Source organism: Photobacterium lucens (assembly GCF_009873615.1).
GTDB lineage: Bacteria > Pseudomonadota > Gammaproteobacteria > Enterobacterales > Vibrionaceae > Photobacterium > Photobacterium lucens.
Genome location: NZ_SSMG01000280.1, coordinates 1 through 26,105 on the forward strand (window position 1 = coordinate 1; position 26,105 = coordinate 26,105).

The window sequence follows — 26,105 nt, forward strand, 5'->3', positions numbered from 1 at the left end:
GCCGAACTCAGTAGTGAAACGTAATAGCGCCGATGGTAGTGTGGGGCCTCCCCATGTGAGAGTAGGACATCGCCAGGTTTTAAATTTTAGAATTTGCTTTTAAAGCAAGTTCATAAAAGCTTTGTGTGCTGGTATGGCTCAGTTGGTAGAGCGCACCCTTGGTAAGGGTGAGGTCCCCAGTTCAAATCTGGGTACTAGCACCATTAATTTGTTTAGCGACCATAGCACAGCGGTCCCACCTGATCCCATGCCGAACTCAGAAGTGAAACGTTGTAGCGCCGATGGTAGTGTGGGGCCTCCCCATGTGAGAGTAGGACATCGCTAAATCTCTTTCTAAAACTCAGCCATAGGCTGGGTTTTTTCGTTTCCAGCTACTAGTTTCCTATCTGTAATTACTTCTTTAGTTTTTTGTTCTTTCTTTATTCGCTTATTGACTCTGTTATTCTTTCGTTATGAACTTGCGTCCATCTGATTTTTTCTATAACTTGAATGGAAGTTTAGATGGCTAAACATCTTATGTGGAAAGGAGTCAACAAAGATGCCAATAAAAATACCTGATCGCTTACCTGCTACTGATATTCTGCGTAGTGAAAATATCTTTGTGATGACAGAGAAGCGTGCTGCGAGTCAGGGGATCCGTCCATTGAAGGTGTTATTGTTGAATTTAATGCCAAAGAAAATTGAGACGGAAACACAATTTCTACGTTTATTATCCAATAGTCCGCTGCAAGTGGATGTTGAGTTACTGCGTATTGATAATCGACCAACAAAGAATACGCCGAAAGAGCATTTAGACACTTTTTACCGTCAGTTTGAAATGGTAAAAAATCGTAACTTTGATGGCTTGATTGTGACAGGCGCCCCGCTTGGTTTAGTGCAATTTGAAGATGTTTTGTATTGGGAAGAAATTCAAATCATCATGAATTGGGCGAGGGAGCATGTGACATCAACGATGTTCGTTTGTTGGGCGGCACAAGCAGGTTTAAAGCTGTTGTATGATTTGCCTAAACGGACTCGAAAAGAGAAGCTTTCGGGGGTTTATCAACATCGCATTCATGATAATCATCACCCTATCTTGCGTGGTTTTGATGATACATTTTTTGCCCCTCACTCTCGTTATGCCGATTTTTCTCCAGAGTATTTAACTCAGCATACGGATCTGGATATTCTAGCGACTTCAGAGGTTGCTGGGGTGTATTTAGCGGCAACGAAAGATAAGCGTAATGTGTTTGTGACAGGTCATCCTGAGTATGATGTAGATACGCTACATAATGAATTTGTGCGTGATACAGAGCAAGGTATGGAGCCTGCTGTTCCTGTAAATTATTACCCTGATAATGAGCCATCAAATCCGCCGATTGCCAGTTGGCGCAGTCATGGACATTTACTCTTTAGTAATTGGTTGAATTATTGTGTTTACCAGCAAACGCCATATGATTTGGAGCACTTCTCCGAAGATAGTTTCACTAAAGATGAATAATAAAAAAGCCTGCGTGATATGCAGGCTTTTTTGTCTCGGTACGAATGAGTTACTTATTCTGTAGTTCCCATACTTTGGCTTTTTCAATCAGTGGTGTAATAGTGGAACCTTGGATAAGAATAGAGAACACCACTACAGCATAAGTCATTACTAGGATGATCTCGCGTACATCAATGCCTTTTTCTGGGATCACCATAACCCCAGCTGGAATAGCCATCGCCATCGCTAGGGCTAAGCCGCCGCGTAAGCCACCCCATGTTAGGATTTTCACTGACATTGGGTTGTATTGACGGTAACGGCTAAAGCCTACGTAAGGGAGCTGAATACTTAAGTAACGGCTAACTAGAACAAGTGGAATGGCAATTGCCATTAGAACCCAGTCTTCTTGGTGGAAGCTGAAGTCAAGCATGGTCATACCGATCAATAGGAACAACACACCATTTAAGAACTCATCAACTAATTCCCAGAAGTGATCGAGGTGCTCTTCACTTTCTTTGGAAAAACCAATGTAGCGAGTCCAGTTACCGATCATGATACCCGATACCACCATTGCTAATGGACCTGATACATGGATAACTTCTGCAAAAGCATAACCAGCACTTGGAATACCTATGGTGAGTAGTAGCTCCATTGAGTGATCGTTGGTTGAGCTAATAAGGTAGTGGAAAATAAGGCCAAGAATGAAACCGTAGGCAATGCCGCCAATTGCTTCTTGGAGGAATAGCTGAGTGACACCCATTACAGTTGGTGCAGTATCACCAAAAGCAATGGTAAACATAGTGACGAAGATGACTAAGCCAAAGCCGTCATTAAATAAAGACTCGCCCTCGATTTGAGTGGAAATACGGCGAGGCGCATTCATTTTCTTAACGATGGCTAATACCGCTATTGGGTCGGTTGGTGAAATTAAAGCACCGAAGAGTAAACAGTAGATCAGATCAAGCTGAATGCCGATTAACTGACAAATTCCCCATAAACTGAAACCAATAAAGAAGGTTGAGAAAAGCGTGGCACCCAGTGCTAAAACAGTGATTTCCCATTTCTGATCTTCTAAGTGAGGGAGTTTAATACCTAACCCGCCTGCAAAAAGTAGAAAGCCTAAAATACCTTTTAGTAGGAAATCTTCGAAGTTGATTTTGCTGATTTGTGTAGCAGCAATATCTTCAAGGTGGAACCAACCATTGTGACCGGCAATGATGATCAACAGTGACAGGATCAATGAGCCTGCTGTGATGGCTATGGTGGTTTGCATTTTACCTATTTTACTGTTTACAAAAGCAATAAGCATTGCTGCTGCAGCCAGAAAGCAGAGCGTGCTATAGACCGACATGCGTGACCTCTAGATTGGTTAAGTTGTTAGGAAATTTGTGACGAAATAGTAAAACCATCGCTAGTGAATGGCTACTGATAATTTGTTTTATTTTGAAATGCTTTTGTTGTCGAAATTATCTTTAGCTTTCTTTATCACGAATTGAAGTGTGGTAGGATGTTACAAAGCTGTAATGGATTATAAGGATGTAGTGTAGTGTTAAACAGCAAGGAATTACTGCATAAGCGGTTAGAGCAGCAAATATTGATCATCGATGGTGGCATGGGCACCATGATCCAAGGTTATAAACTTGAAGAAGAGGATTATCGCGGTCAGCGCTTTGCTGATTGGCACTCTGATCTGAAAGGCAATAATGATCTTCTGGTTTTAACTCAGCCTCAACTTATTAAAGATATTCACCTTTCCTACCTTGAAGCTGGGGCGGATATTTTAGAAACCAACACCTTTAATGCAACAACCATTGCCATGGCGGATTACGACATGGAATCGTTGAGTGCTGAAATCAACTTTGAAGCCGCGCGTCTTGCTCGTGCTGCTGCTGATGAATGGACAGCAAAAACACCTGATAAACCGCGTTATGTTGCCGGTGTGTTAGGTCCAACCAACCGTACTTGTTCTATCTCGCCTGATGTTAACGATCCTGGTTATCGTAATGTCTCTTTTGACGAGCTTGTTGAAGCCTATTCTGAATCAACCCGTGCGCTTATTAAGGGCGGCTCGGATCTGATTTTGATTGAAACTATCTTTGATACATTGAACGCTAAGGCGTGTGCATTTGCTGTTGACTATGTGTTTGAAGAAATGGGCGTGACGTTACCAGTCATGATTTCAGGCACTATCACTGATGCATCCGGACGCACCCTTTCAGGGCAAACAACCGAAGCTTTCTATAACTCATTACGACATGTAAGACCGATTTCCTTTGGCTTGAACTGTGCGCTTGGCCCTGATGAGCTTCGTCCTTATGTTGAAGAGCTTTCTCGTATTTCTGAAACCTATGTTTCAGCTCACCCAAATGCGGGTTTACCAAATGCGTTTGGTGAATATGATCTTTCTCCTGAAGAGATGGCAGAACACGTTAAAGAGTGGGCTGAAAGCGGCTTTTTAAATTTGATTGGTGGTTGTTGTGGTACGACGCCTGAGCATATTCGCCAAATGGCGCAAGCGGTTGAAAATGTAAAACCACGTGCCTTACCTGATATCAATGTAGCGTGTCGTTTATCTGGGTTAGAGCCATTAACCATTGAAAAAGAAAGTCTCTTTATAAACGTTGGTGAGCGTACTAACGTCACGGGCTCTGCGCGTTTTAAGCGTTTGATTAAAGAAGAGCTATATGACGAAGCATTAGATGTTGCACGCCAGCAAGTCGAGAATGGTGCTCAAATCATCGATATTAATATGGATGAAGGCATGCTTGATGCCGAAGCGTGCATGGTACGATTTTTAAATCTGTGTGCGTCTGAGCCAGAAATTTCCAAAGTGCCAATCATGGTCGATTCTTCTAAGTGGGAAGTGATTGAGGCAGGCCTTAAATGCATTCAAGGTAAAGGCATTGTTAACTCAATTTCGCTTAAAGAAGGCAAAGAGAAATTTGTTGAGCAGGCGAAATTGATCCGTCGTTATGGTGCTGCGGTTATCGTGATGGCGTTTGATGAAGTCGGTCAGGCTGAAACCCGTGAACGTAAACTGGAAATTTGTACCAAAGCCTATCGTATCTTAGTAGATGAAGTTGGTTTCCCACCAGAAGACATTATTTTCGATCCGAATATTTTCGCTGTAGCTACAGGTATTGAAGAGCACAATAACTATGCGGTGGATTTCATTGAAGCCGTTGCTGATATTAAACGAGAGCTGCCGTATGCGATGATTTCGGGTGGCGTATCTAATGTTTCTTTCTCCTTCCGTGGCAATAACTATGTCCGTGAAGCTATTCACGCTGTGTTCCTTTATCACTGTTTCAAAAACGGCATGGATATGGGGATCGTTAACGCAGGCCAGCTTGAGATCTACGATAACGTTCCAGATAAGTTGCGAGAAGCGGTAGAAGATGTGGTGCTTAACCGTCGTAATGATGGAACAGAGCGCCTGTTAGATATTGCTGCTGAATATGCAGATAAAGGTGTAGGCAAAGAAGAAGATGCATCTGCGCTTGAGTGGCGAACGTGGGCGGTAGAAAAGCGTTTAGAACATGCGCTTGTTAAAGGGATCACTGAGTTTATTGTTCAAGATACAGAAGAAGCTCGTGTAAATGCGACTAAACCGTTAGAGGTGATCGAAGGCCCTTTAATGGATGGCATGAACGTGGTCGGTGATCTGTTTGGCGAAGGGAAGATGTTCTTGCCACAGGTGGTGAAATCAGCCCGTGTAATGAAACAAGCCGTAGCCCATTTAGAACCTTTTATTAATGCTGAAAAACAAGCTGGCTCATCGAACGGGAAGATCTTATTGGCAACAGTAAAAGGCGATGTTCACGATATTGGTAAGAACATTGTTGGCGTGGTATTGCAGTGTAATAACTACGAGATCATCGATCTTGGTGTCATGGTACCTTGTGAAAAGATCTTAAAAGTTGCCAAAGAAGAAAACGTCGACATTATCGGTCTATCGGGTCTCATTACCCCATCACTGGATGAAATGGTGCATGTTGCCAAAGAGATGGAGCGTTTAGGCTTTGAGCTACCATTATTGATTGGTGGTGCTACCACCTCTAAAGCACACACAGCAGTGAAAATTGAGCAGAACTACAATCAGCCCGTGGTATACGTAAATAACGCATCACGTGCGGTAGGTGTGTGTTCTTCATTGCTATCGGAAACATTGAAACCGGGGTTTGTTGAAAAGCTGCAAGCTGATTATGACATTGTACGTGAACAGCATGCGCGTAAGCGTCCACGTACAAAGCCTGTTACTTTAGAAAAAGCACGTGCTAATAAAGTGGCGATTGATTGGGATGCGTATACACCTCCAGTGCCAGTTAAACCGGGTATTCATGTTTTCGATGACTTTGATATTGCAACACTACGTAATTATATAGATTGGACGCCATTCTTTATGACATGGTCGTTAGTAGGAAAATATCCGAAGATCTTTGAACATGAAGAAGTGGGCGAAGAAGCGAAACGTTTATTTGCTGATGCTAATGAATTGCTTGATCGTGTTGAGAACGAAGGCTTATTAAAAGCGCGTGGTATGTGTGGTTTGTTCCCAGCTGCAAGTGTTGGGGATGATATCGAAGTGTATACTGATGAATCACGTACCGAAGTTGCAACAGTGCTACATAACTTGCGTCAGCAAACAGAGAAACCTAAAGGCTTTAACTACTGTATTTCCGATTATATTGCGCCAAAAGGATCGGGCAAACTCGATTGGATTGGCGCCTTTGCGGTTACTGGTGGTATTGGTGAGCGTGAGTTGGCTGATGAGTATAAAGCGCAGGGGGATGACTATAATGCGATCATGATCCAAGCCGTTGCCGACCGTTTAGCAGAAGCGTTCGCTGAATACCTTCATGAGCGAGTGCGTAAAGATATTTGGGGGTATGCAGCGGATGAAAACTTATCAAATGAAGATTTGATCCGTGAGAAGTACCAAGGTATTCGACCTGCACCGGGTTACCCTGCTTGCCCTGAGCATACTGAAAAAGGACCTTTGTGGGAGCTGATGAAGGTGGAAGAGAATATTGGCATGTCATTAACCACCAGTTATGCCATGTACCCAGGTGCTTCCGTATCAGGCTGGTATTTCTCTCATCCTGATTCACGTTACTTTGCGGTGGCGCAGATCCAACAAGATCAGCTTGAAAGTTATGCTGATCGTAAAGGCTGGGATTTGATCGAAGCTGAAAAATGGCTTGGGCCAAATCTGTAATACCTAAATAAAGATGAATAAAAAAGGCGCTCAATGCGCCTTTTTGTTTATTTAATATTTGTGTGTTTGGAATGGGTTATTCCAGTAAAGAGGCGTGCAATGTACGAACGACGTCTTTTGCTTCATCTTCATTGATTAAGAAACACAAATTGTGTGGACTTGCGCCGTAACAAATCATACGAAGGTTATGATCTTCTAATGCACCAAAGATATCTTTTGCGGAGCCTTTAGTATCACTCATTTGGTTACCAATGAGTGCAACCAGTGATAAACCTTGCTCAACTTCGACACGACATAATTGGCTTAGCTCTTCAACAGCTTTAAGTGGAAGTGTTGGCGCACCGCCACCCGTATCGGTTTGATCTAGGGTGAGTGACACACTGACCTCAGATGTGGTGATCAAATCAACTGAGATTTTGTGTTCAGCGAGAATGCGGAATACTTCGGCTAAGAAACCGTAAGCATGGAACATATTCAGGCTGGTGAGTGTCACCATGGTTTGGTTAGCACGTAGCGCTAATGCTCGAAATAGTGGTGCATCTTCTACCGATTTGCGGATCCATGTACCACCTTGCTCTGGTGCTTTTGATGAGCCGACAAAGACAGGGATCTGCTGGCGAATAGCAGGCACTAAGGTTGATGGATGAAGGATCTTAGCACCAAAATTGGCCATTTCAGAGGCTTCACTAAAGCTGATCTCTTTAATAGGTTGTGCCGCTGGCGTGATACGAGGATCTGTGGTGTACATTCCCGGTACGTCAGTCCAGATCTCAAGGGTGGATGCACTGACGGCTTCTGCAATTAATGCGGCACTATAGTCACTCCCACCACGACCTAAAGTTGTCGTGATCCCTTGGCTATTTGAGCCGATAAAGCCTTGTGAAACGACAATACTATTTTCAAGCAATGGTAATAATTGTGTTTCCGCCAGTTGTTTAATTTGCTCTGGCTGAGGTACTGCTTTTCCAAATTGATCATCGGTACGCATAATTGGACGGATATCGACACGTACAGCTGGCGCGTTTAGCTCAACTAAAATTTGCGTGAAAAGGTAGGTTGAAAGCAGCTCACCGTGGCTCACGATTTGATCGGTTAATTGTGCAGATGTTGCAACAGCGGCTTGTTCAGCAAGTGTTGCTACGTTATCAAGTAGGCTGTAAATCGCATCTTGAATACTTGATGGTTGCTTAAGTTGATCTAATACGGCTTGGTGTGTGTGTGTCAGTTGCTGTAATCGTTGCTGACGCTCATCAGCATTACTGACACCATTAGCGAGTTCAACTAAAAGGTTTGTTACGCCAGAGCAGGCACTGATCAGAACAATTTTTGTTGCTGGATTTGCGGTAACAATGGCCGCACTGCGACTCATTGCGGTGAAATCTGCAACGCTAGTGCCGCCAAATTTGGCAACAGTGATTGATGATGGCGGTGCTGAATTTGCTGTAGAGTAGTCCATTATATTCTCCCTGAATCATAAACAAATCATAAGGTAGGCTATTTGTCTGGGAGTATTCCCGACATCCTGTCAGGAGAGCGTGAGAAGTGAATTAAGTGCACTTACCCAGAAGCTCCCCACCACATTCATTGTTGAGCGTGGTGACAGCTAGAAGGATTCAACCTTCATAGCCGATATAACTTATCCCCGAATAAGTCATACCTCGGCGTTACTCTCCCTCTCATAATGGCTATAGGGTGGGGCCCTGTCATTATGATACCTAGGTAACGCTCCTCTTCCGTATTGCTGTAATCCTATACAAGCACATAAAAGCTTGAATAAATTATCATCTCATTGAATAAGATTTGTAACCCTTTTGTCAAATGTTATATGACAAATAATTTACATTTAAAATTAAGTGACTATGCGTAAGGGATGCGACATCGACTCTTGCGTCAATGAAAGGGCTCTAATACTCTTAAAACGATAGCAACCCGTTCCATACAAAAATATCTATAGGGACTATGACTTTACGGAGCAAAATAATGACAATTACCAGTTTTATTCCGCCACATAGAACACTGATGGGGCCGGGGCCATCGGATATTTACCCGCAAGTATTACAAGCACTCAGTCGCCCAACGATAGGGCATTTAGACCCTTTGTTTATTGGGATGATGGATGAGTTAAAACAGCTGCTGCAATACGCATTTCAAACCAAAAACCCATTTACCATTGCGGTTTCAGCCCCGGGAAGTGCAGGGATGGAAGCGTGTTTTGTTAATCTCGTTGAGCCAGGCGATAAGGTATTAGTGTGCCGTAACGGTGTTTTTGGCGAGCGTATGCGTGAAAATGTCGAGCGCTGTGGTGGTATAGCAGTTGTGGTTGATAATGAATGGGGGACGCCAGTATCTCCCGATCTTGTTGAGCAAGCATTACAAGATAATCCTGACATTAATATTGTGGCGTTTGTTCATGCGGAAACCTCAACTGGCGCATTAAGTGATGCAAAAACACTGGCAGAGATTGCCCGTAAATATGATTGTTTAACCATCGTTGATGCGGTGACGTCTCTCGGTGGTGTGCCATTGCTGGTGGATGAATGGCAATTAGATGCGGTTTATTCTGGTAGTCAAAAGTGTTTGTCTTGTACGCCGGGTTTATCGCCATTAACGTTTTCCCAAAAAGCAATTGATAAAATCCAGCAACGTAAAACCAAAGTGCAAAGCTGGTTTTTAGATCAAAGCTTGGTATTAGGTTATTGGAGCGGTGAGGGCAAACGCAGTTATCACCATACCGCGCCTGTAAATAGTCTATATGCACTGCATGAAGCGTTAGTACTGCTGCATAATGAAGGCTTAGAAAATGCGTGGCAGCGTCATCGTAATGCCCATGAAGAGCTTAAAGCTGGACTTGAAAAGTTAGGTATCCAATTTGTGGTAGAAGAAGCGTCACGCTTACCACAACTCAATGCAGTTTATATTCCTGATGGTGTTGATGATGCTGAGGTTCGTAATGAATTGTTGCAACGCTACAACTTAGAAATCGGTGCAGGATTAGGTGCGTTGGCAGGAAAAGCCTGGCGTATCGGTTTGATGGGTTATGGTGCAAGAAGTGAAAATGTTGCGCTGTGCTTAAAAGCGCTAGAAACCACATTGAAATAATTAATTGATGAGTAAATAAAAATGGCTACCGAGTGGGTAGCCATTTTTTATGGTTATTTCGCTGTAGACGTTGCGTTTGCTTGGCTGTTTTGCTGCTCAAAATCTAAATCAGGGAATAAGAACAGCGCTTCATCTCTAATTTGTGATGCTTGCTCTTTGTTGCCGAGGGCATCGTAAGCAAGGATCAGGTTTTGATACAGTGCTGGTCGCGGCCATGTTTTGGCTTTCTCTGTCGCCCATTGAATATAGTCTTCAATCAGCGCTGGTTTATCGCTACCAATACCAAGTTGCAGTTGGGTAAGCTGTAAGTCCCAATCAAAACGGTTTTTCCACGACCATGGGTTATTCACTTTAAGTAGATAGTCGATGTTTACAGGTCGAGTGGTTTCAAACTTGGTGAGCTGCCAGCCAGAATACAGTGTTGTCACCATAAAGCTTGAAATGAAAATAGGGGTGATCAGCGCGAAAACTTTTAATCCTAATACGTACTGTAGGGAGCGTTTATGGTATTTCGCTGTGAGGTTATCAACCCAAAAAATTAGGATGATAAAGCTCAGCCAATGAACTAAAGCGTGGTAGAACGGGTACTCTAATTGTGTGTGCAATACGATAGGGAAAAATAATCCTATTAAGGCTAACTGGGTGCCATTAGGCGCTTTTCTTATTTTTACCATTACCGCAAATGCTGCAAGCAATAAGCCAATAAGTGGCACAATACCGCCTTCATCAGCCCAGAAAAGTAATTCGTTATGTGGGTGATCTAAGCTCGGAATACCAGCGTGTTGTGCTGGATCTTCATTGTGCCACAGCGCAGTTTGCGTGATGTAAGCTGCTTCAAACTTTCCATAGCCATAACCAGTGAGAGGTTTAGTGGTAAACATCTCATAGGCTTGAGGATATATAACACCTCGACCATCTCCTTCAACTGTCACGCTGTTGGCTTTAGGTGACCAATGCTCTATTGAGGCGATATTCCAAGCAAGGCTCAAGCTTAATGCAATCATCAATAACCATAAGCGTTGTACTTGTTTAGCTGCAAAGCGACGTAAATACGGCAGCATCAGTGCTACACCAATAATTGCACCTAACCAGCCGGTACGAGAGTTCAACACCACTAACATCGGAATAGTGAGGACTGGGGTTATGAGTAATATGACATGTAGCCATGACCATTTACCACGATAGAGCGGAATACGAGCTAACAGGTAAGTGCCAATCACTAAACCTGTCGCAAGAAAGCTCGCCATCACATTCGGTTGTTGAAAAATACCATAAGGGCGGTTAGCGATAGTGTCGTAGCCGATAGGATTCTTTGCTGGGATCCAAAGGTATTGATACCACGCAAACACCGCTTCAATCAGTACACCGAGTAAAATAAACCACAACAAACGTTGGCGCTGTTGGTGAGTGAACACGAACTGTTGCAAGCTGACAAAAAACAGAAATCCAGCCCACAAGGTAAACAAGCGATTAAACGCTGCACCAGCATCGGCATTAGGATAAAAAACAGGGAGAGTCAGCAGTACACAGCAAGCAAATAGCAAAAGTGTCAGACGAGAATAACGCCAGATTTGTTGGCGACAAATTTCAAGTAAGCCAAAAGAGATAGCGAAGCTAAAAGGGATCCAAACTGCAGCGTTAAATGAGAGTTCAAGCCCTGAGCCGCCTGGATTATGTTGGAAATAGTGCATTGCAACAATAAAGATGATCCCAATTGTCGCAAGAAAATAGCGTACTAAGGGTTTTGAAATCCGTTTCTGCTCGAGTCTGGTGCCTTCGAGTTGTAACACTGTCATGGTTGTTCCTGAGTATGAATAAGCAAACAGGCTGATCAATATCAGCCTGTTTTAATATATTAACGTGTTTTCATAGTCTAACCTAGCAGCGGTTTAAGGAACCTTGCTGTGTGTGAGCCCTTCACTTTAGCCACAGCTTCTGGGGTGCCTGTTGCGATAATTTCACCACCACCACTACCGCCTTCAGGACCAAGATCGATGATCCAATCTGCGGTTTTAATTACATCTAAGTTATGTTCGATCACCACAATGGTATTACCTTTATCACGCAGTTTATGCAGTACCGTTAGTAACTGCTGAATGTCGTGGAAGTGTAAACCTGTGGTTGGTTCATCAAGAATATAAAGTGTCTTTCCGGTATCACGTTTCGATAATTCTTTAGCTAGTTTCACACGCTGTGCTTCACCGCCAGATAATGTTGTCGCTGCTTGACCTAAACGAATATACGATAAACCAACATCCATTAAGGTTTGTAACTTTCTTGCAATAGCGGGAACCGGATCAAAGAATTCTCGAGCATCTTCCACCGTGAGCTCTAACACTTCGTCAATGGTTTTACCTTTATAGCGGATCTCTAGCGTTTCGCGGTTATAGCGCTTCCCTTTACAAGCATCACAAGGCACATAAACATCAGGTAAGAAATGCATTTCAACCTTAATAACACCATCACCTTGGCATGCTTCACAGCGACCACCACGAACGTTAAAGCTAAATCGCCCTGGTTTATAGCCGCGAGAACGTGCTTCTTGAGTACCAGAGAATAGCTCACGGATTGGGGTGAAAATCCCCGTATAAGTCGCTGGATTTGAACGCGGGGTACGACCTATTGGGCTTTGGTTTATGTCGATAACTTTATCAAAATGCTCTAGATCTTGGATCTCACGGTACGGTGCTGGGGTCCCAGTCGTTGCGCCATTTAATTTGTGATGGGCGATTTCAAAGAACGTATCGTTAATCAGTGTTGATTTGCCTGAGCCAGAAACACCGGTAATACAAGTAAACAAACCAACAGGGATTTCAACATTGACATCTTTTAGGTTGTTACCCGTAGCACCTAATAGTTTAACTGTTTTTTCAGGATCAAACGGTGTGCGCTCAGCGGGGATTTCAATCGCTTTTTTCCCGCTGAGGTATTGGCCAGTTAATGATTCTTTTGATTTTAAGATATCTTTGACACTGCCTTGGGCGATGATATTACCACCGTGAACACCCGCACCTGGGCCAATATCAATCACATAATCTGCGGCACGAATAGCATCTTCATCGTGCTCGACCACAATCACGGTATTACCTAGATCACGCAGATGGATAAGTGTGTTGAGTAATCGTTCGTTATCACGCTGGTGGAGACCAATGGATGGCTCATCTAATACGTACATGACGCCTACAAGCCCAGCACCGATTTGGCTAGCAAGACGAATACGCTGTGCTTCACCACCAGATAAGGTATCTGCGCTACGAGACAGACTTAGGTAGTTTAAGCCGACATTGATTAAGAAACTTAAACGCTCGTTGATCTCTTTTAAGATCTTCTCGGCAATTTGCGCACGTTGACCGGTTAAGGTTAACTCATCAAAGAATTGGTGTGCGCTGCTAATACTCATTTCACAGATTTGTGGCAAGTTAGTCTCACCGATAAACACATGGCGAGCTTCTTGACGTAGGCGTGAACCATGACAGCTTGAACAAGGCTTAGTGGAAACAAACTTGGATAATTCTTCACGTACTGAGTTTGATTCAGTTTCACGGTAACGACGTTCCATATTATTGAGGATCCCCTCAAATGGATGGCGTCTTACCGTAATATCACCACGATCGTTGATGTATTTAAATTCGATATCGGTAGTACCCGAGCCGTTCAAAATCACCTCTTTGACTTTCTTCGGCAGCGAATCAAAAGGCGCTTCAACATCGAATTTGTAATGCTCGGATAAGGATTTGAGCATTTGGAAATAATAGAAATTTCGTTTATCCCAGCCACGGATCGCACCGCCAGATAAACTGAGTTCACCGTTTTGCACCACACGTGCAGGATCGAAGTATTGTTGTACCCCTAAACCATCACAAGTGCTACAGGCACCCGCTGGGTTGTTAAATGAGAACAGGCGAGGCTCTAACTCTTGCATGCTGTAGCCACAATGCGGACAGGCAAAGTTAGCTGAGAAAACTTGCTCTTCGCCTTCTTCACCGGACATTGGCGCAATCACTACAGTACCACCTGAAAGCTCTAACGCAGTTTCAAATGATTCGGCTAAACGGATCTGAAGATCGTCACGAACTTTGAAACGATCAACCACGACCTCGATAGTGTGCTTTTTGTGAAGCTCTAACGTTGGTGGATCGGAAAGATCGCATACCTCGCCATCAATACGGGCACGGATATAACCTTGTGCGGCTAAGTTCGCTAGCGTCTTAACGTGCTCACCTTTACGCTCTTTAATGATAGGTGCCAATAGCATCAGCTTACTGCCTTCAGGCATGGCTAATACTTGATCGACCATCTGGCTAACAGTTTGTGCCGCAAGCGTAATATCATGGGTTGGACAGCGAGGCTCACCGACACGTGCATACAATAAACGCAGGTAGTCGTAGATCTCTGTGATGGTACCGACGGTTGAGCGTGGGTTGTGTGAGGTGGACTTCTGCTCGATGGAAATGGCAGGCGAAAGCCCTTCAATATGGTCAACATCAGGTTTTTCCATTAAGGATAAAAACTGACGGGCGTAGGCAGAAAGGGATTCAACATAACGACGTTGTCCTTCAGCATACAAGGTATCGAAAGCCAGAGAAGATTTTCCCGAGCCTGATAACCCTGTGATAACGATAAGCTTATCGCGAGGGATCGTTAGGTTGATATTTTTAAGGTTATGGGTGCGGGCACCCCTGACTTCGATGTTATCCATATCAGTGATGATTCTTTTATTTATAAGAACGGTTAGTATTCCACAGTCGATCATAATGAGCAAAAAATACTGATTAAAAACACAGTAATTTGGATAAAAAAAATCCCGCAGTTAAGCGGGATTCTGTGTTTATTTCTTGCCAGTTTGCTGTTTTGCTAACTCTTTGTGTTTACCTTTGTTGTAAACATGCTCAAAGCAGTAGTTGGTTGCATCGATGTAGCCTTCAACGCTACCACAGTCAAAACGCTTACCTTTAAATTTGTAAGCTAATACGCAGCCTGTTTGTGCTTGTTGCATCAGTGCATCGGTAATTTGGATTTCACCGCCTTTACCCGGCTCTGTTTGTTCAATGATATCGAAGATATCAGGCGTTAGAATGTAACGACCGATGATTGCTAGGTTGCTTGGCGCTGTACCTGGCTCTGGTTTTTCAACCATGTTATCTACGCGGAATAAGTCATCACGTAGCATTTGACCTGAAATCACACCGTACTTGTGGGTCTCTTCTGCTGGCACTTCTTCAACGGCTACAATAGAGCAGCGGAATTGCTTATACAACTCAGCCATTTGCGCTAGTACACCTTGTTGCTCTTCATCTGTTACACAAAGATCATCGGCAAGGATTACTGCAAATGGTTCGTTACCTACAAGCTCACGGCCCGTTAGGATCGCATGACCTAAGCCTTTCATTTCACGCTGACGGATGTAAGTGAAGTAAGCTGAATCAATGATGTCACGAATATCAACGAGCAATTCTTCTTTATTCGTACCGCTAATTTGATGCTCTAGCTCGTAGTTCTTATCGAAGTGATCCATTAATGTGTTTTTACCACGGCCTGTAACGATACAAATACGGTTCATACCTGCTTGGATCGCTTCATCAACACCGTATTCAATCAGTGGTTTGTTGACCACTGGCATCATTTCTTTTGGCATTGATTTGGTTGCTGGTAAAAAGCGTGTGCCGTAGCCAGCGGCAGGGAAAAGACATTTTTTAATCATAATGTGTCCTAATATCGATTCAGAATAATCACGTTATCTGTAATTATTATTTCGTAATTGAGAGGATAAAAAGAGTAAATAAAGCCTTTATTATTTAATAGATAAAGGCTTTTTAATTTGTTTTATTTCAAATCATACACGCGAACGTAATCAATTAAGAATTTTTGTGGGAAGATTGAGTCGTCAATACCTTGTTGACCACCCCAGCCACCGCCAATAGCCAAGTTCAAAATTAAGTACATAGGCTTATTAAATGGCCAGGCTTCACCGTTACGTTGCTGAGTGTGATACAACTTTCCGTCGTAGTAGAAACGCACTTCATTATCGTCCCACTCGGTCGCATAGGTATGAAAGCCATCTTCTAGCCTATCATCCTGGATCACACCAGGTATTGCGTTACCTAACGTCTGGTTACGATCGGATTTATGGGTCGTGGAATAAGCAAAGTGTGGGTTGTAGCCGACGTATTCCATGATGTCGATTTCACCACAATCAGGCCAGCCAACGGTTTTAATGTTGTCACCCAGTAGCCAAATAGCTGGCCATGTGCCACGCCCTTGCGGTAATTTCGCACGCACTTCTACACGTTTATGTATCCAAGAATGCTTACCTGCTGTAGTTAAACTCGCAGAAGTGTAATAAGCGTATTTGCGCTGTTGGTGCCAATCAGTACCTTTAGGATCATAATCGGCATTAGGCACAGTTTCTTTCAGCGCTTCAATCACCAAGTTACCGTTTTCAATACGCGAGTTCTTACTACTGGTGGTGTAGTACTGATCTTCTTGGTTACGAACAAACTTGGTTTCGTAGGTCCAATCATCAGGATTTGGACGCGTTCCTGTATTAAATTCATCAGCCCAGATAAGGTGTTTATCTTGTTTATCTACCGTATGAGATGCAGTGGCATATTGTGCTGCATAGGTGTATCCAGAAAATAAAACCAATGCGCTAGCGAGAAGAGTTTTTTTCATAACAGACCTTTATTTGTTAAGCACTTTATTAAGGCGTTTTTTCACCGGTAGCGATAACAACAACGCCGACTGCGGGTATTTAATCATGTCGATAAATGCTGAAAGATTTTTGTGCTTTAGCTTGGCAACAATCTCTAAATATTTACGTGCTGTATGCATATTTTGAGTGCGATATTGTTGAGCTTTCGTTGCGTCAGCATCAAAGTTAAAGCTATTAACTAATTGAGTGTCATATTTCAGTAAAGTATCGATATGCTCGATATTAATGACACGGGAAATTGATCCTTCACGGATGGTATAAATGTAACCACAGTAATCGACAACTTGGGCTTTAGCGTCAAAGGCTAAGCAGTTAGCTAAGAAATAATAGTCTTCGCCAATCTTCACTTCAGGCCAGTAACGCACTTGATGTTGTTTGATAAACGCATTGCGAAATAGAGGTTTAACATAGCCTGTCGAATGTACATCACTGAACATTAGATTGGTTGCAATGAGATGAGCAAGGCTAAATGTACCTACAGGTAGTTCAGCATGGTTATAAATTGCTGCGGTTTGTTTGCCATCAGGCATTTGTTCACAGAAGTTATCGATAATGATATCGGTATCATCCGCTGCCATTTTTAGCATGGTAGCAAGGCGTTCTGGTTTCATTGCATCGTCAGAATCGACCACAGCAATCCATTCCCCTTGAGCGGCTTGAAAGCCTATATTTCGCGCCGCGCCCGGCCCACCATTTTGCTCACTAGTGATCACTTTAACTCGAGGATCAGGATGTTTGCTGACCACTTCAACCGTATTGTCGGTTGAGGCATCATCGACCACTAACACTTCAAGCTCTACATTGGTTTGTTGTAAAACAGAATCAATGGCTTGAGTAATAAATTGAGCTGAGTTCCATGCTGCCATGACCACGGAAACTTTAATTGAATTCGCCATGTATGGGTATCTCTTAATAATTCAGATCAAGTGTAGCTTTTAACGTTGGCAAAGAAGCCATAGAAGAAGCCACAGCCATGAACAAGATCGCCTAAGGAATTGAGAATGCTTCGATTTGGCAGCAAGGCATCTGGCAGTAACATCAGTGCGCCTTTGGCTAAATATGCTGAGCCTTTGAATAGACAGCGTGCATAGCTTTTCGCTGGTGGATTAATGCAAGATTCAATTTGAAGCTCGGTGGCACCAATACGGAAACGACGCTTGAGCGCCCATTTTACATTAAGACGCTCAGGGCTAATGAACTCACTAATGATCGCGTTTTGTACCCATAAGATCTTGCCACCATGACGACCCACTTGTTGGAACAATGCCTTATCTTCACCACCGAAAATTAGCTTGTTATTAAACGCTAATTGGTTTTGTGCAAAGAAGTTCAGATCAAGTAATACGTTATTGGTTGCTGCCCAAGTAAGCTCGGCACCATCAGCAAGTTTACGTTCATGGTAAACATTGGCTGCGGTGTACAAGGTTTCTGTGTTGTCGGGATAAATCGGAAATTGTGGCCCAGTGGTCACTTGAACCTGATTGTTTTGTAAGGCGGCAAATAGGGTTTGGATCCAGTTTGGATCAGCAATCGCGTCATCATCTACAAAGGCTAAATAATCAAAGCCTTGCTCTTGACCAAAGCGTAGTGCGTTATTACGCGCGAAAGGAATGCCCGCAGTGGTTTCAAGCTGATGATGAATGGTAAAAGGCGCATGCTGATAATTAGCAATCGCTTCAACCACGGCTTGATGGTGAGTTTGATTATTTTCAACAACCAAAATATCAACGCTAAATGTATTGTTGATATTTTGCTGCTGTAGGCTCTCAATACATTGGCAGAATGTCGCCATACGTGAGCCTGTAGTTAAGGTTGTGAGCAGAACTCTTTTCATAATTTAGCCACGAATTAAATCGAACAGATCAGTGATTGTCACCGTATTGGGTTAGATGCTGTTTACCAAATAAACCACTCACCACACCAAGGTGTAGCGCAACGCGCAACTTCCAAAAATACTTTTGGCTGGTTTCTTGGTTAATGAAGCGCAACGCATAGATGTAACTGAACCCCGCTTTAGCACCAGCAAGCAATATTTGCTTTAAGCGATTGAAGGGGCTTGGATTATCGAGTAGTAACATCTTGCCGTGGGTTTGCCCGCAGCGAAAACGACGCTGATAGAGCCAGTCATATTCAGTGCGTGCTAGTGGTACATGTTCAGAGGCTTCAGCCTGCTCGGAAAAGGCAATAGTGCCGCCTTGCATGGTTAGCTGACGAAAGAAAATCGAGTCTTCACCACCAGAGCGACCATATTCTAAATCAAAGCGCAGTGGGTGCTGACGAATAAAATCAAGGTTGATTAAGGTATTACCGGAATTAGCGGTTTCAATTTTGCCACTCGGTGCGATGATTGGCTCTTTTACCGATTGTAAGTCGAGCGCTTTTACCCATTCAGGTGCTTGTTCTGGGTAAATACCCAATACCGGGCCAATCACCACATCTGCTTGTTCACGCTGCGCAGTATCTAAATGGGCGCAGAGCCAGTTCTCTACTACAAACTCATCGTCATCAAGGAAGATCAAATATTGGCTATGATCTAATGCCCATTCTAAGCAGGCATTACGGGCAATCGAGATATTAGATGCGGGTGCATGTAGGTAGTGGATCGCTAATGGTGATTGAGCAGCATAATCTTCAATTAAGGTTTTTGAATTTGCCTCAACCGAGTTATCGGCGATCACGATCTGAATTTGCTTACCATCAGGGATTGCGATCTTCACCAAGCTATCGAGCGTATCTGTCACTTCTTGGCGATGATAAGTACATAAACCGATCGTAATTACATTAGGATCAATCATGAACAGGCTTCCTTCTTAAGGCTGGGAAGATCAAGGCTGCACAAAAGCCTAGTGACCAGCCAAAGTGCATGATCATAGCTGGGATCCCTGAAAGCTTAGCACTGAGTGGGAACTGCTCAGATTTACCTGTAGCACCTACGAGTAAACAGGCCGCAATCCATAGTAGTGCAGGCAGTGCGAAGATAAAGTGCCATTCACCAAGTAGTAACGCCATAAGTAATACAGGTACAACAGATAATGGGATCAACTGGCGCAGTTTCGGGATCGTGTTGTGCTTAATACAGTTAGCAGCACGTCCTTTGCCGTAGTTGTAGTATTGCTTAAATAGCGACTCTGGCGTTTTACGAGGAAAGTAAGTCATGTCCGTTTGACCGGTTAGCCAAATCTTATAACCAGCATCGGTTAAACGCTTATCCAGCTCAGCATCTTCATTGGCAACAAATGTTTCATCGTAGCCACCCACTGCGCGGTAAGCAGAGATTTTCATCAATGCATGGTGACCATGCTCAACCCACTTACCATCGTTTTGTGCGTTGCGGTGTGGTGAGCCACCATTACCCAGTTTGGAGTTTTGCGCGATAGCTGCAGATACTTGAAAAGGCGTATGGCCTTCGGTGTACATACTGACAACAACAGAATCCGCTTGGTGTTTTTCAGCTTCGCTTAGCAAAGTGGTAATGAAATCTTCTGGGTATTGACCATGGGCATCAATACGGATGAAGTACTCATAATCATCACCAAATTGATCCACGGCTAAGTTCATAGCTGCGCTTTGGATCTTATCTGGGTTGTGAAGCAATACAATGTGATCATCTTTTTCAGACCAACGCTCCACGATTTCTTGAGTGCCGTCATGGCTGCCACCATCAACCACAATCAGTTTACTGTTGTCTGTTAATGATGGAGAAAAATGCGTTAAAAGATCACCAATATGATCAGCTTCGTTTAAACAAGGAATGATAATTAAACAGCTCAAAATATTACCTTTAAGTCTTAGTTAAAAAGCAGAAATCACTGTCGGAAGGTGATTTTTTTATTGGATAAATCAATCGATAAAAAGTGTCGAGAGAACAGGAGCAACAACACGACATAACAGCTTAAAAAGAGAATGGCGCTAAAGCACAAATTGAAAAATTCGTTATTAAACGGCATTAAAGGTAGATGCATTGCCGCAAATGCGGTGATACCTAATGCACTGTAAATAGGCCATAAACTTTTTAAATAACGGTAAAACGAGGTTTTAATTTCACTGGTCACCAAGTAGGTTGAGGTGAAGAAATACAGCGCATTAACACCTAAGAAGCTCCACAGTACCGCATGAATATTAATGGTGGAGGCAAAGTACAATGTCGGCAGATAAATAGCCGCAATGATCATTTGTACTCGGAACCACAAACGTGATCGGTTAGTCACGATGATCGCAGTTTTGTTGATCATGCTGTATGAGATAAACAAAAATGCGATACAGAAAAATTGGAAGTAACCTGCTGAAGTGATCCATTTTTCAGAGAACAAGAAATTAAAGATCGTCTCAGAATAGATAAAGCCATACACAAACAGTGGTGAAGTGATCGCACCGGTAATGAATAAAGCTTGGCGGATCGCCCGTTGCAAACTTTGTTGATCGTTTTGGCTGTTGGATAAATATGGCAATGACATGTCATAAGACGTGCCAGTTAAGATATCGTTGATGATATTCGATAAGCGTTTGGCAATATTGAAAAAGCCTAAATCGTATTTACCTATGTTGCTACCAATCACAAAGGATTCAAAGTGGGTAGAAATACTCTCAACGGTTGTGATTAAGGTGTTATATAAACCAAACTCCCACGTTTCTTTAATTAAGCCCCAGCGAAATGACCAGCCCAACATTTTTCGAGTCGGAATGTAGACAGCAACCAAGTTGAAAATCGAAATAATGGTTTGCGATAACACCAATGCCCAGATATTAAAATCAAAATAAAGCAAACTGAGAATGGTAACGGCTGAAACCATGGCGCCTAAGATGGTGCGATAACCCAAGGCTTTGTATTTTTGCTCACGGACTAACATAAACGTGAGAGTATGGCCTGCCGCATCAAAGGGCATTTTTATTGCCATTAAATAGAAAGCGAGATTAAATACCTGAGACTGAAAGCTAAAAAGATTTAAGGAAATGACAAAACAAGCGATCAGTGCAAAAGCGAGGCCGCATAACGTCAGAAACGCTAAAATGGTACTAAACTCTCGCTTGCCAAACTCTTGGTATTTAACGATGGCGCTTTGCCAGCCCGAGGGCAGAAAACTTGAAATAATGTAGATGATGGATAGTGCTAAGGCGACTAAACCAAAGTCTTCTGGAGCCAGTATTCTCGCCGTATAAGTAAATACAGCGAAGTTAATGATCGGCGGAAATAGCTTACTTGAAAACAGCCATAACATACCGGATATGGATGACTTAGACATAGGGATGTTCTTTGATGTTGATACCTAAGAGAGAGGCTCTCAGGAAAGTAATGCGACAAGCGAGAACACTTGCCGCATTGATGCGGTAATTAGTCGAATTTACCGTCAGTGTCTTTAGACCAACGTGCTAACGCTGTTTGTAGGTTGCCTGGTAGTTCGATGTGGTTTTCAACTAACCAGCCAGGGTAAACATTGGTTGAGCGGATCAGTTTCATTACACGATCAGGGTGAATACCTACGTTTAGGAAGTTCACGATTTGCAGTAACTTCGCAGCACCAAGTACTACAAATTTTGGCACCATGTACACTTTCACATCTGGGAAATGCTCAGCTTTAAAGGCTTCAATGATTTGCTCTAGGGTGTAACGCTCAGGGTAAGCACCGTTAAACAATTCAAAGTTATTTTCTGTTGCGCGTGCTGCTTCAATGGCAAAGATCAAATCTTCCACATAGATGCACGCCTTAATGGTGTCTTTACGGCCTGGGTAGACAAAGAAACCTTTACGCATCATTGCAGCAAGGCGAGTAAAGTTACCGCCTTCACCAGGGCCAAAGACAACAGCTGGGCGAACGATAGTTAGTTGATGCTCACTATTGCGCTCAAGCCATGCTTTGTGGATTTGCTCTGCTAACATTTTTGAATAGCCGTACGCAGAATTTGGCGTTAATGGGCTGTTTTCATCTTTTTGCTCTTCACCCGGGCCGTATGGTGAAATTGAACTAGTGAAGACAATTTCTTTAATGTTATTACGCTCAGCAAACTGACAAACCGAGTTAGCACCCGCAATGTTGGTTTCGTAATACTCGTGGGTTGGATGTCCCGGTGTGGTGTGAACTGCGGCAAAGTTGTAGATGCAATCAATCGGCTCATCAATCACTAAACCATCGAGGTTTCTAACATCATGAGTAATGTAAGTGACTTCGTCGTGACGCACTTTTGGCTCACGAATATCAATCGAATAAACCTTTACACCTTCAGCAATATATTTCTTGATGTAATGGGAGGCAATAAAGCCTGAACCACCAAAAATAGCCACTGTTTTCATGAAATTGTACCTTTTTTATTTAATTGCTTTGCCTTTTTAGCGCTACTTTCAAGCTCAATCCAGCAATAACAATACATGACATGCACGATAGTAAATTGGGTATACCAGTCTACTTCTAGCACGCTTCTTGAAATGAAAAACACAAAGTAAGCGACTGGGATAAAATCTCTTTTTTCAAAGTGTCCGCAAGCGATCACACGGATGTTATAAAGCAGTCGCGCCAGTATCAGTAGGTAAATGATCAGTCCGACATAACCGAAGTGGACGGTCCAATGCACAAACATATTGTGGAAATTGAAACCGACTCCGGGTGGAACTAAACCGATTTTCCATACTGCTTCACCAATAGGGTTACCGATTTGGAAGATGGCGTTATAGCCTGCACCTAAGATGGGAGCCTGTGCGATGGCTTTTGCGCCTTCTGCCCAGATCAGCGTTCGACTTGTCAGGGTTGGATCTTTACCGATATCAATCATAAAGTGATTGAATTCTGGTGTACCAAAGACGACATAGACGAAAATAATCACACACATCGCAAGAAAATAAATAAGGTTCAGTATGGCCTTTTGTGCGCGTTGTGTGAGTGGTGAATGAGAAAAGTGATATAAGCAAAAACAGAGAAAAATAGAGCCAAAGGAGGTCACCGTTGCCCCTAACGATTTGGCTTTTAGTAAAACAGCGATAGAAAATAATAGCGACAGGATACCTATCAGTTTTTCCACTTTTGTTTTTGCTAAGGTATAGAACAGACCGAACCCGACAAAAAAGCCGATAGAGGCGGTTTGTGCGAGAAAGTTTTTACTACCAAGGTAGCCGATTAAAACGGTTTCTCCTGTCATACCATTGGTTTCAACACGATTTGAAACCAAACTTAATGCCATAATAATGATGACACTGGCAGACAAACCAACGAAAAAGTGTTCCTTTTTGATGTTGTAAACAACCGCAATACCAATGATGGTGGTTAGCAGGAACTGGATTGCTGCACGAAAGGTATCTGCTGGGTATTGTGACCATAAGGTCGAGAGTACCGCCAATACCGGATACACCATCACCATCCAATTATATTGGGTGCCTAATAGGGTGCGATGGAGGTGAAAGATAACGACACCACCACCGACGAGCAAAAATAATGCTGCGGCGGCAGATCCTAGAAAGGTATTCCAAACCAGCGCTGATGTAATGAGGAAAGAGGCCACTAACCCTATGGCTGTATCTTTTTTTATCTCAAGCATAGTGTTATTTGAAGCCAGCCATCACGAGTGATGACTGGCTAAACCTTATAAAAAGAAGCCTTACAGCACTTTATTAATCACAACACCATCAATGTTTAACTCATAAGCGTTAAATTTATGCAGTGTTTGTTCGACATCATTACGTTTGGTTTTATTTGCCGAAACGGTTAATAAAATCACGTCTGCGGCTTTTGCAACGATAAATGCATCACTGGTGATCAGGCTCGCTGGTGTATCAATGATCACCTTATCAAACTGCTGTTTTAGATCGCCTAAAAGTGCAGTGAAGCGTGGAGATGACAATAATTCTTGGGGATCGGCAACAGGCTCACCGGCTGGGATCATCACAAAATTATTCTGGTTAGATTTTGTCATCACATCGCTAAGCGTTGCTTTGCCTTTTAATATCTCACTTAAGCCTTGAGGGGCAGATAAGGCTGTACCTTGGTTATGTAAATCAACCTGTACTAGCGCAACTTTCTCGGATTGTGCAAGGGAGCGGGCAAGGTTAGTTGCTAGCGTTGTTTTCCCTTCTTTAGCTAAAGCAGAAGTGATCATAATTGTGCGTTGATCGTCTGTGATCGCAAGGTTTAACGCGGTACGTACATTGCGAATGCCTTCGAAGAACATCGGTTTTTCTTTAGCATTTAATGCATCTTCATCAATCGGTATTTTCTTTTTCGCTAGGCGCTTAATAAATGGAATATTACCTAATGAGAACAGCGGGAAATAACGCTCAAACTCTTCTGATGATTCGACCGTGGTATCAAAAAATTGGATTGCAAACAGAGCACAAAACGAAAGCATTAAGCCAACGATACTCGCGATCAATACATTCTTCTTAATATTTGGACCAGATGGGTACGCTTTTAATGCGTAATCGGTAAAGTGCGCAATTGAGTCTTTGTAGTTCTCTGTTGCAATGGTCGCTTTTTGACGCTCTAAGAAGGCTTTTAATAGCTGTTTATTGGTATCAACATCTTGCTGTAGTGCTTGATAGTGTACTTTCTTAACGGCTAACGATTGGAACTGTTCTTTTTTCTTTTCGATCTCTTCTTTAATTTCACGTTCTTGACGTTGGTTACTTTCAAGTTCTTTTTTCACGCCCTCAACGAGGCGCTTCAACATACGATCTTTACGGGCACGAATAGCGGCTAGTTGCGATTCCGCTTCAAGCATTTTTTCGTGTTTAGGACCGTAGCGTTTTGATAGCTCAGCGACCACATTTTCAGCATCGGTTTCCGCATTGGTGATATCGCGGATTTGTGGGTGGTTAGAGATCTCGCTGATGGCATCAATTTGGTTGTAACTTAAATGGCGAGTACCACGTAGGGTGGTGTATAGCGATTCTGTTTGTACGCGTTTATCTGTAATCGCCGCTAAACGGTTAGTTAAATTGATGAGTTCACTATTAGCCAGTTCATCAACAGCAATGGTATTAACTAGTTGCTCTTTGGCTAAGTAATCGGTCAGTTTTTTTTCTGAATCACTTAACTGTTTTTTTAGTTCAGTTAAACGAGAAGTCAGCCAAACAGAGGCTTTTTTATTACTTTCTTCATTAATATCAATGTAGTAATTGATATATGCCTGACCAACAGCATTAGCAATGTTTGCCGCTAAAGAGGGATCTTTTGAGGTGTAAGTGATCATCACCAACTGAGTTTTATCGATTGGTGTGATAAGTAAGCCTTTAGCGAAAATTTGCAGTGCTTTCAGCTCTGCTGGTGTGGTGTGAGTAAGGCTTTGATCTACTTCAACACCGCCATCTGATGGCTGCTTAAAGTCAATCAACCACTGCTTAATACGTGATTTTAGTGAAGGATGACTAGATTTAGGTACACCCATAAAGTCAGGGTTGTTAGTTAAATCTAAACTCTTAATTACTTTTTCTGCAATTACGTTAGAGCGCAATAATGCATATTGTGTGGCGTAGAACTCTTTCTGGGTGGGATCGTAGTTCGGTAAGTTTTGCAGCGAAATCGGCTTAGGTGGCGTTGCATCGATCATTAACGTCGATGTTGCAGAGTAGGTATTGGTCGAGATCGGTGATTTTAGAAAAGCCAGCGTAGCGAAAATAGCCGTAACTAAGATAATCC

At 42.9% G+C, this 26,105-nt stretch carries 17 protein-coding genes, 1 tRNA gene, 2 rRNA genes and 1 riboswitch; of the genes, 6 read left to right on the forward strand and 14 right to left on the reverse strand.

The features are described 5' to 3' along the window. The 4 genes from rrf (E5A76_RS20825) to metA form a co-directional block, all read left to right on the forward strand. Positions 1 to 78, forward strand: a 5S ribosomal RNA gene (rrf, locus tag E5A76_RS20825); the annotation flags it as partial. Positions 79 to 127: 49 nt separating this feature from the next. Then, positions 128 to 203 (forward strand) — tRNA-Thr (locus tag E5A76_RS11755). An 8-nt stretch (positions 204 to 211) separates the two neighbouring features. Next, positions 212 to 327, forward strand: a 5S ribosomal RNA gene (rrf, locus tag E5A76_RS11760). 211 nt (positions 328 to 538) lie between these two features. Continuing rightward, on the forward strand, positions 539 to 1,480 hold the full coding sequence (gene metA, locus E5A76_RS11765; protein ID WP_161119050.1) for a homoserine O-acetyltransferase MetA: 942 nt from the start codon (positions 539 to 541) through the stop codon (positions 1,478 to 1,480). Positions 1,481 to 1,529: 49 nt separating this feature from the next. Here the strand turns inward: metA and E5A76_RS11770 are convergent, their stop codons facing one another. Next, entirely contained in the window at positions 1,530 to 2,810 is a 1,281-nt protein-coding gene (locus E5A76_RS11770) for a cation:proton antiporter (RefSeq protein WP_161119051.1), read from the reverse strand. Positions 2,811 to 3,005: 195 nt separating this feature from the next. On the opposite strand from E5A76_RS11770, the gene metH reads away from it, so the two are divergent. After that, entirely contained in the window at positions 3,006 to 6,677 is a 3,672-nt protein-coding gene (gene metH, locus E5A76_RS11775; RefSeq protein WP_161119052.1) for a methionine synthase, read from the forward strand. Between the two features lie 76 nt (positions 6,678 to 6,753). Here metH and lysC read toward each other — a convergent pair whose 3' ends face one another. Then, on the reverse strand, positions 6,754 to 8,133 hold the full coding sequence (gene lysC / locus E5A76_RS11780) for a lysine-sensitive aspartokinase 3 (RefSeq protein WP_161119053.1): 1,380 nt from the start codon (positions 8,131 to 8,133) through the stop codon (positions 6,754 to 6,756). Positions 8,134 to 8,234: 101 nt separating this feature from the next. Next, a riboswitch (Lysine riboswitch) is annotated at positions 8,235 to 8,418 on the reverse strand. A gap of 239 nt (positions 8,419 to 8,657) precedes the next feature. Between lysC and E5A76_RS11785 the strand changes: the two genes are divergently transcribed. Continuing rightward, positions 8,658 to 9,776 (forward strand): pyridoxal-phosphate-dependent aminotransferase family protein, encoded by a 1,119-nt coding sequence (locus E5A76_RS11785; protein WP_161119054.1) that lies wholly within the window; start codon positions 8,658 to 8,660, stop codon positions 9,774 to 9,776. A 53-nt stretch (positions 9,777 to 9,829) separates the two neighbouring features. On the opposite strand, the gene E5A76_RS11790 is transcribed toward E5A76_RS11785, so the two are convergent. The 12 genes from E5A76_RS11790 to E5A76_RS11845 all read right to left on the reverse strand — a co-directional run. Continuing rightward, positions 9,830 to 11,572 carry a PglL family O-oligosaccharyltransferase gene (locus tag E5A76_RS11790; RefSeq protein ID WP_161119055.1) on the reverse strand — a complete coding sequence of 581 codons (1,743 nt, stop codon included), beginning with the start codon at positions 11,570 to 11,572 and terminating at the stop codon, positions 9,830 to 9,832. 77 nt (positions 11,573 to 11,649) lie between these two features. After that, positions 11,650 to 14,475 carry an excinuclease ABC subunit UvrA gene (gene uvrA / locus E5A76_RS11795; RefSeq protein WP_161119056.1) on the reverse strand — a complete coding sequence of 942 codons (2,826 nt, stop codon included), beginning with the start codon at positions 14,473 to 14,475 and terminating at the stop codon, positions 11,650 to 11,652. 129 nt (positions 14,476 to 14,604) lie between these two features. Further along, entirely contained in the window at positions 14,605 to 15,477 is an 873-nt protein-coding gene (gene galU / locus E5A76_RS11800; protein ID WP_161119057.1) for a UTP--glucose-1-phosphate uridylyltransferase GalU, read from the reverse strand. A 122-nt stretch (positions 15,478 to 15,599) separates the two neighbouring features. Further along, on the reverse strand, positions 15,600 to 16,448 hold the full coding sequence (locus tag E5A76_RS11805; RefSeq protein ID WP_161119058.1) for a glycoside hydrolase family 16 protein: 849 nt from the start codon (positions 16,446 to 16,448) through the stop codon (positions 15,600 to 15,602). 9 nt (positions 16,449 to 16,457) lie between these two features. After that, positions 16,458 to 17,384 (reverse strand): glycosyltransferase family 2 protein, encoded by a 927-nt coding sequence (locus tag E5A76_RS11810; protein WP_161119059.1) that lies wholly within the window; start codon positions 17,382 to 17,384, stop codon positions 16,458 to 16,460. A gap of 26 nt (positions 17,385 to 17,410) precedes the next feature. After that, positions 17,411 to 18,322 carry a glycosyltransferase gene (locus E5A76_RS11815; protein WP_237459093.1) on the reverse strand — a complete coding sequence of 304 codons (912 nt, stop codon included), beginning with the start codon at positions 18,320 to 18,322 and terminating at the stop codon, positions 17,411 to 17,413. Between the two features lie 28 nt (positions 18,323 to 18,350). Beyond that, positions 18,351 to 19,283, reverse strand: a complete 933-nt coding sequence (locus E5A76_RS11820; protein WP_161119060.1) for a glycosyltransferase family 2 protein — start codon at positions 19,281 to 19,283, stop codon at positions 18,351 to 18,353. Next, the gene (locus tag E5A76_RS11825; protein WP_161119061.1) at positions 19,276 to 20,259 is read right to left on the reverse strand and encodes a glycosyltransferase family 2 protein; all 984 of its coding nucleotides are present in this window, start codon (positions 20,257 to 20,259) and stop codon (positions 19,276 to 19,278) included. The genes E5A76_RS11820 and E5A76_RS11825 overlap by 8 nt, the downstream gene beginning before the upstream one ends. Positions 20,260 to 20,294: 35 nt before the next feature. Further along, on the reverse strand, positions 20,295 to 21,728 hold the full coding sequence (locus tag E5A76_RS11830; protein WP_107166934.1) for an oligosaccharide flippase family protein: 1,434 nt from the start codon (positions 21,726 to 21,728) through the stop codon (positions 20,295 to 20,297). A gap of 89 nt (positions 21,729 to 21,817) precedes the next feature. Then, positions 21,818 to 22,774, reverse strand: a complete 957-nt coding sequence (locus E5A76_RS11835) for an NAD-dependent epimerase/dehydratase family protein (protein ID WP_107166933.1) — start codon at positions 22,772 to 22,774, stop codon at positions 21,818 to 21,820. Then, positions 22,771 to 24,009, reverse strand: a complete 1,239-nt coding sequence (locus tag E5A76_RS11840; RefSeq protein WP_053987996.1) for an O-antigen ligase family protein — start codon at positions 24,007 to 24,009, stop codon at positions 22,771 to 22,773. The genes E5A76_RS11835 and E5A76_RS11840 overlap by 4 nt, the downstream gene beginning before the upstream one ends. 60 nt (positions 24,010 to 24,069) lie before the next feature. After that, the coding region (locus E5A76_RS11845; protein WP_161119062.1) for a GumC family protein at positions 24,070 to 26,105 on the reverse strand (2,036 nt) is incomplete at its 5' end.

What these genes read in the sequence shown, in the direction of transcription:
- metA (WP_161119050.1), top strand. Translation starts at nt 539, where the DNA reads ATGCCAATAAAAATACCTGATCGCTTACCTGCTACTGATATTCTGCGT.
- E5A76_RS11770 (WP_161119051.1), bottom strand. Translation starts at nt 2,810, where the DNA reads ATGTCGGTCTATAGCACGCTCTGCTTTCTGGCTGCAGCAGCAATGCTT.
- lysC (WP_161119053.1), bottom strand. Translation starts at nt 8,133, where the DNA reads ATGGACTACTCTACAGCAAATTCAGCACCGCCATCATCAATCACTGTT.
- E5A76_RS11785 (WP_161119054.1), top strand. Translation starts at nt 8,658, where the DNA reads ATGACAATTACCAGTTTTATTCCGCCACATAGAACACTGATGGGGCCG.
- E5A76_RS11790 (WP_161119055.1), bottom strand. Translation starts at nt 11,572, where the DNA reads ATGACAGTGTTACAACTCGAAGGCACCAGACTCGAGCAGAAACGGATT.
- uvrA (WP_161119056.1), bottom strand. Translation starts at nt 14,475, where the DNA reads ATGGATAACATCGAAGTCAGGGGTGCCCGCACCCATAACCTTAAAAAT.
- galU (WP_161119057.1), bottom strand. Translation starts at nt 15,477, where the DNA reads ATGATTAAAAAATGTCTTTTCCCTGCCGCTGGCTACGGCACACGCTTT.
- E5A76_RS11805 (WP_161119058.1), bottom strand. Translation starts at nt 16,448, where the DNA reads ATGAAAAAAACTCTTCTCGCTAGCGCATTGGTTTTATTTTCTGGATAC.
- E5A76_RS11810 (WP_161119059.1), bottom strand. Translation starts at nt 17,384, where the DNA reads ATGGCGAATTCAATTAAAGTTTCCGTGGTCATGGCAGCATGGAACTCA.
- E5A76_RS11815 (WP_237459093.1), bottom strand. Translation starts at nt 18,322, where the DNA reads ATGAAAAGAGTTCTGCTCACAACCTTAACTACAGGCTCACGTATGGCG.
- E5A76_RS11820 (WP_161119060.1), bottom strand. Translation starts at nt 19,283, where the DNA reads ATGATTGATCCTAATGTAATTACGATCGGTTTATGTACTTATCATCGC.
- E5A76_RS11830 (WP_107166934.1), bottom strand. Translation starts at nt 21,728, where the DNA reads ATGTCTAAGTCATCCATATCCGGTATGTTATGGCTGTTTTCAAGTAAG.
- E5A76_RS11835 (WP_107166933.1), bottom strand. Translation starts at nt 22,774, where the DNA reads ATGAAAACAGTGGCTATTTTTGGTGGTTCAGGCTTTATTGCCTCCCAT.
- E5A76_RS11840 (WP_053987996.1), bottom strand. Translation starts at nt 24,009, where the DNA reads ATGCTTGAGATAAAAAAAGATACAGCCATAGGGTTAGTGGCCTCTTTC.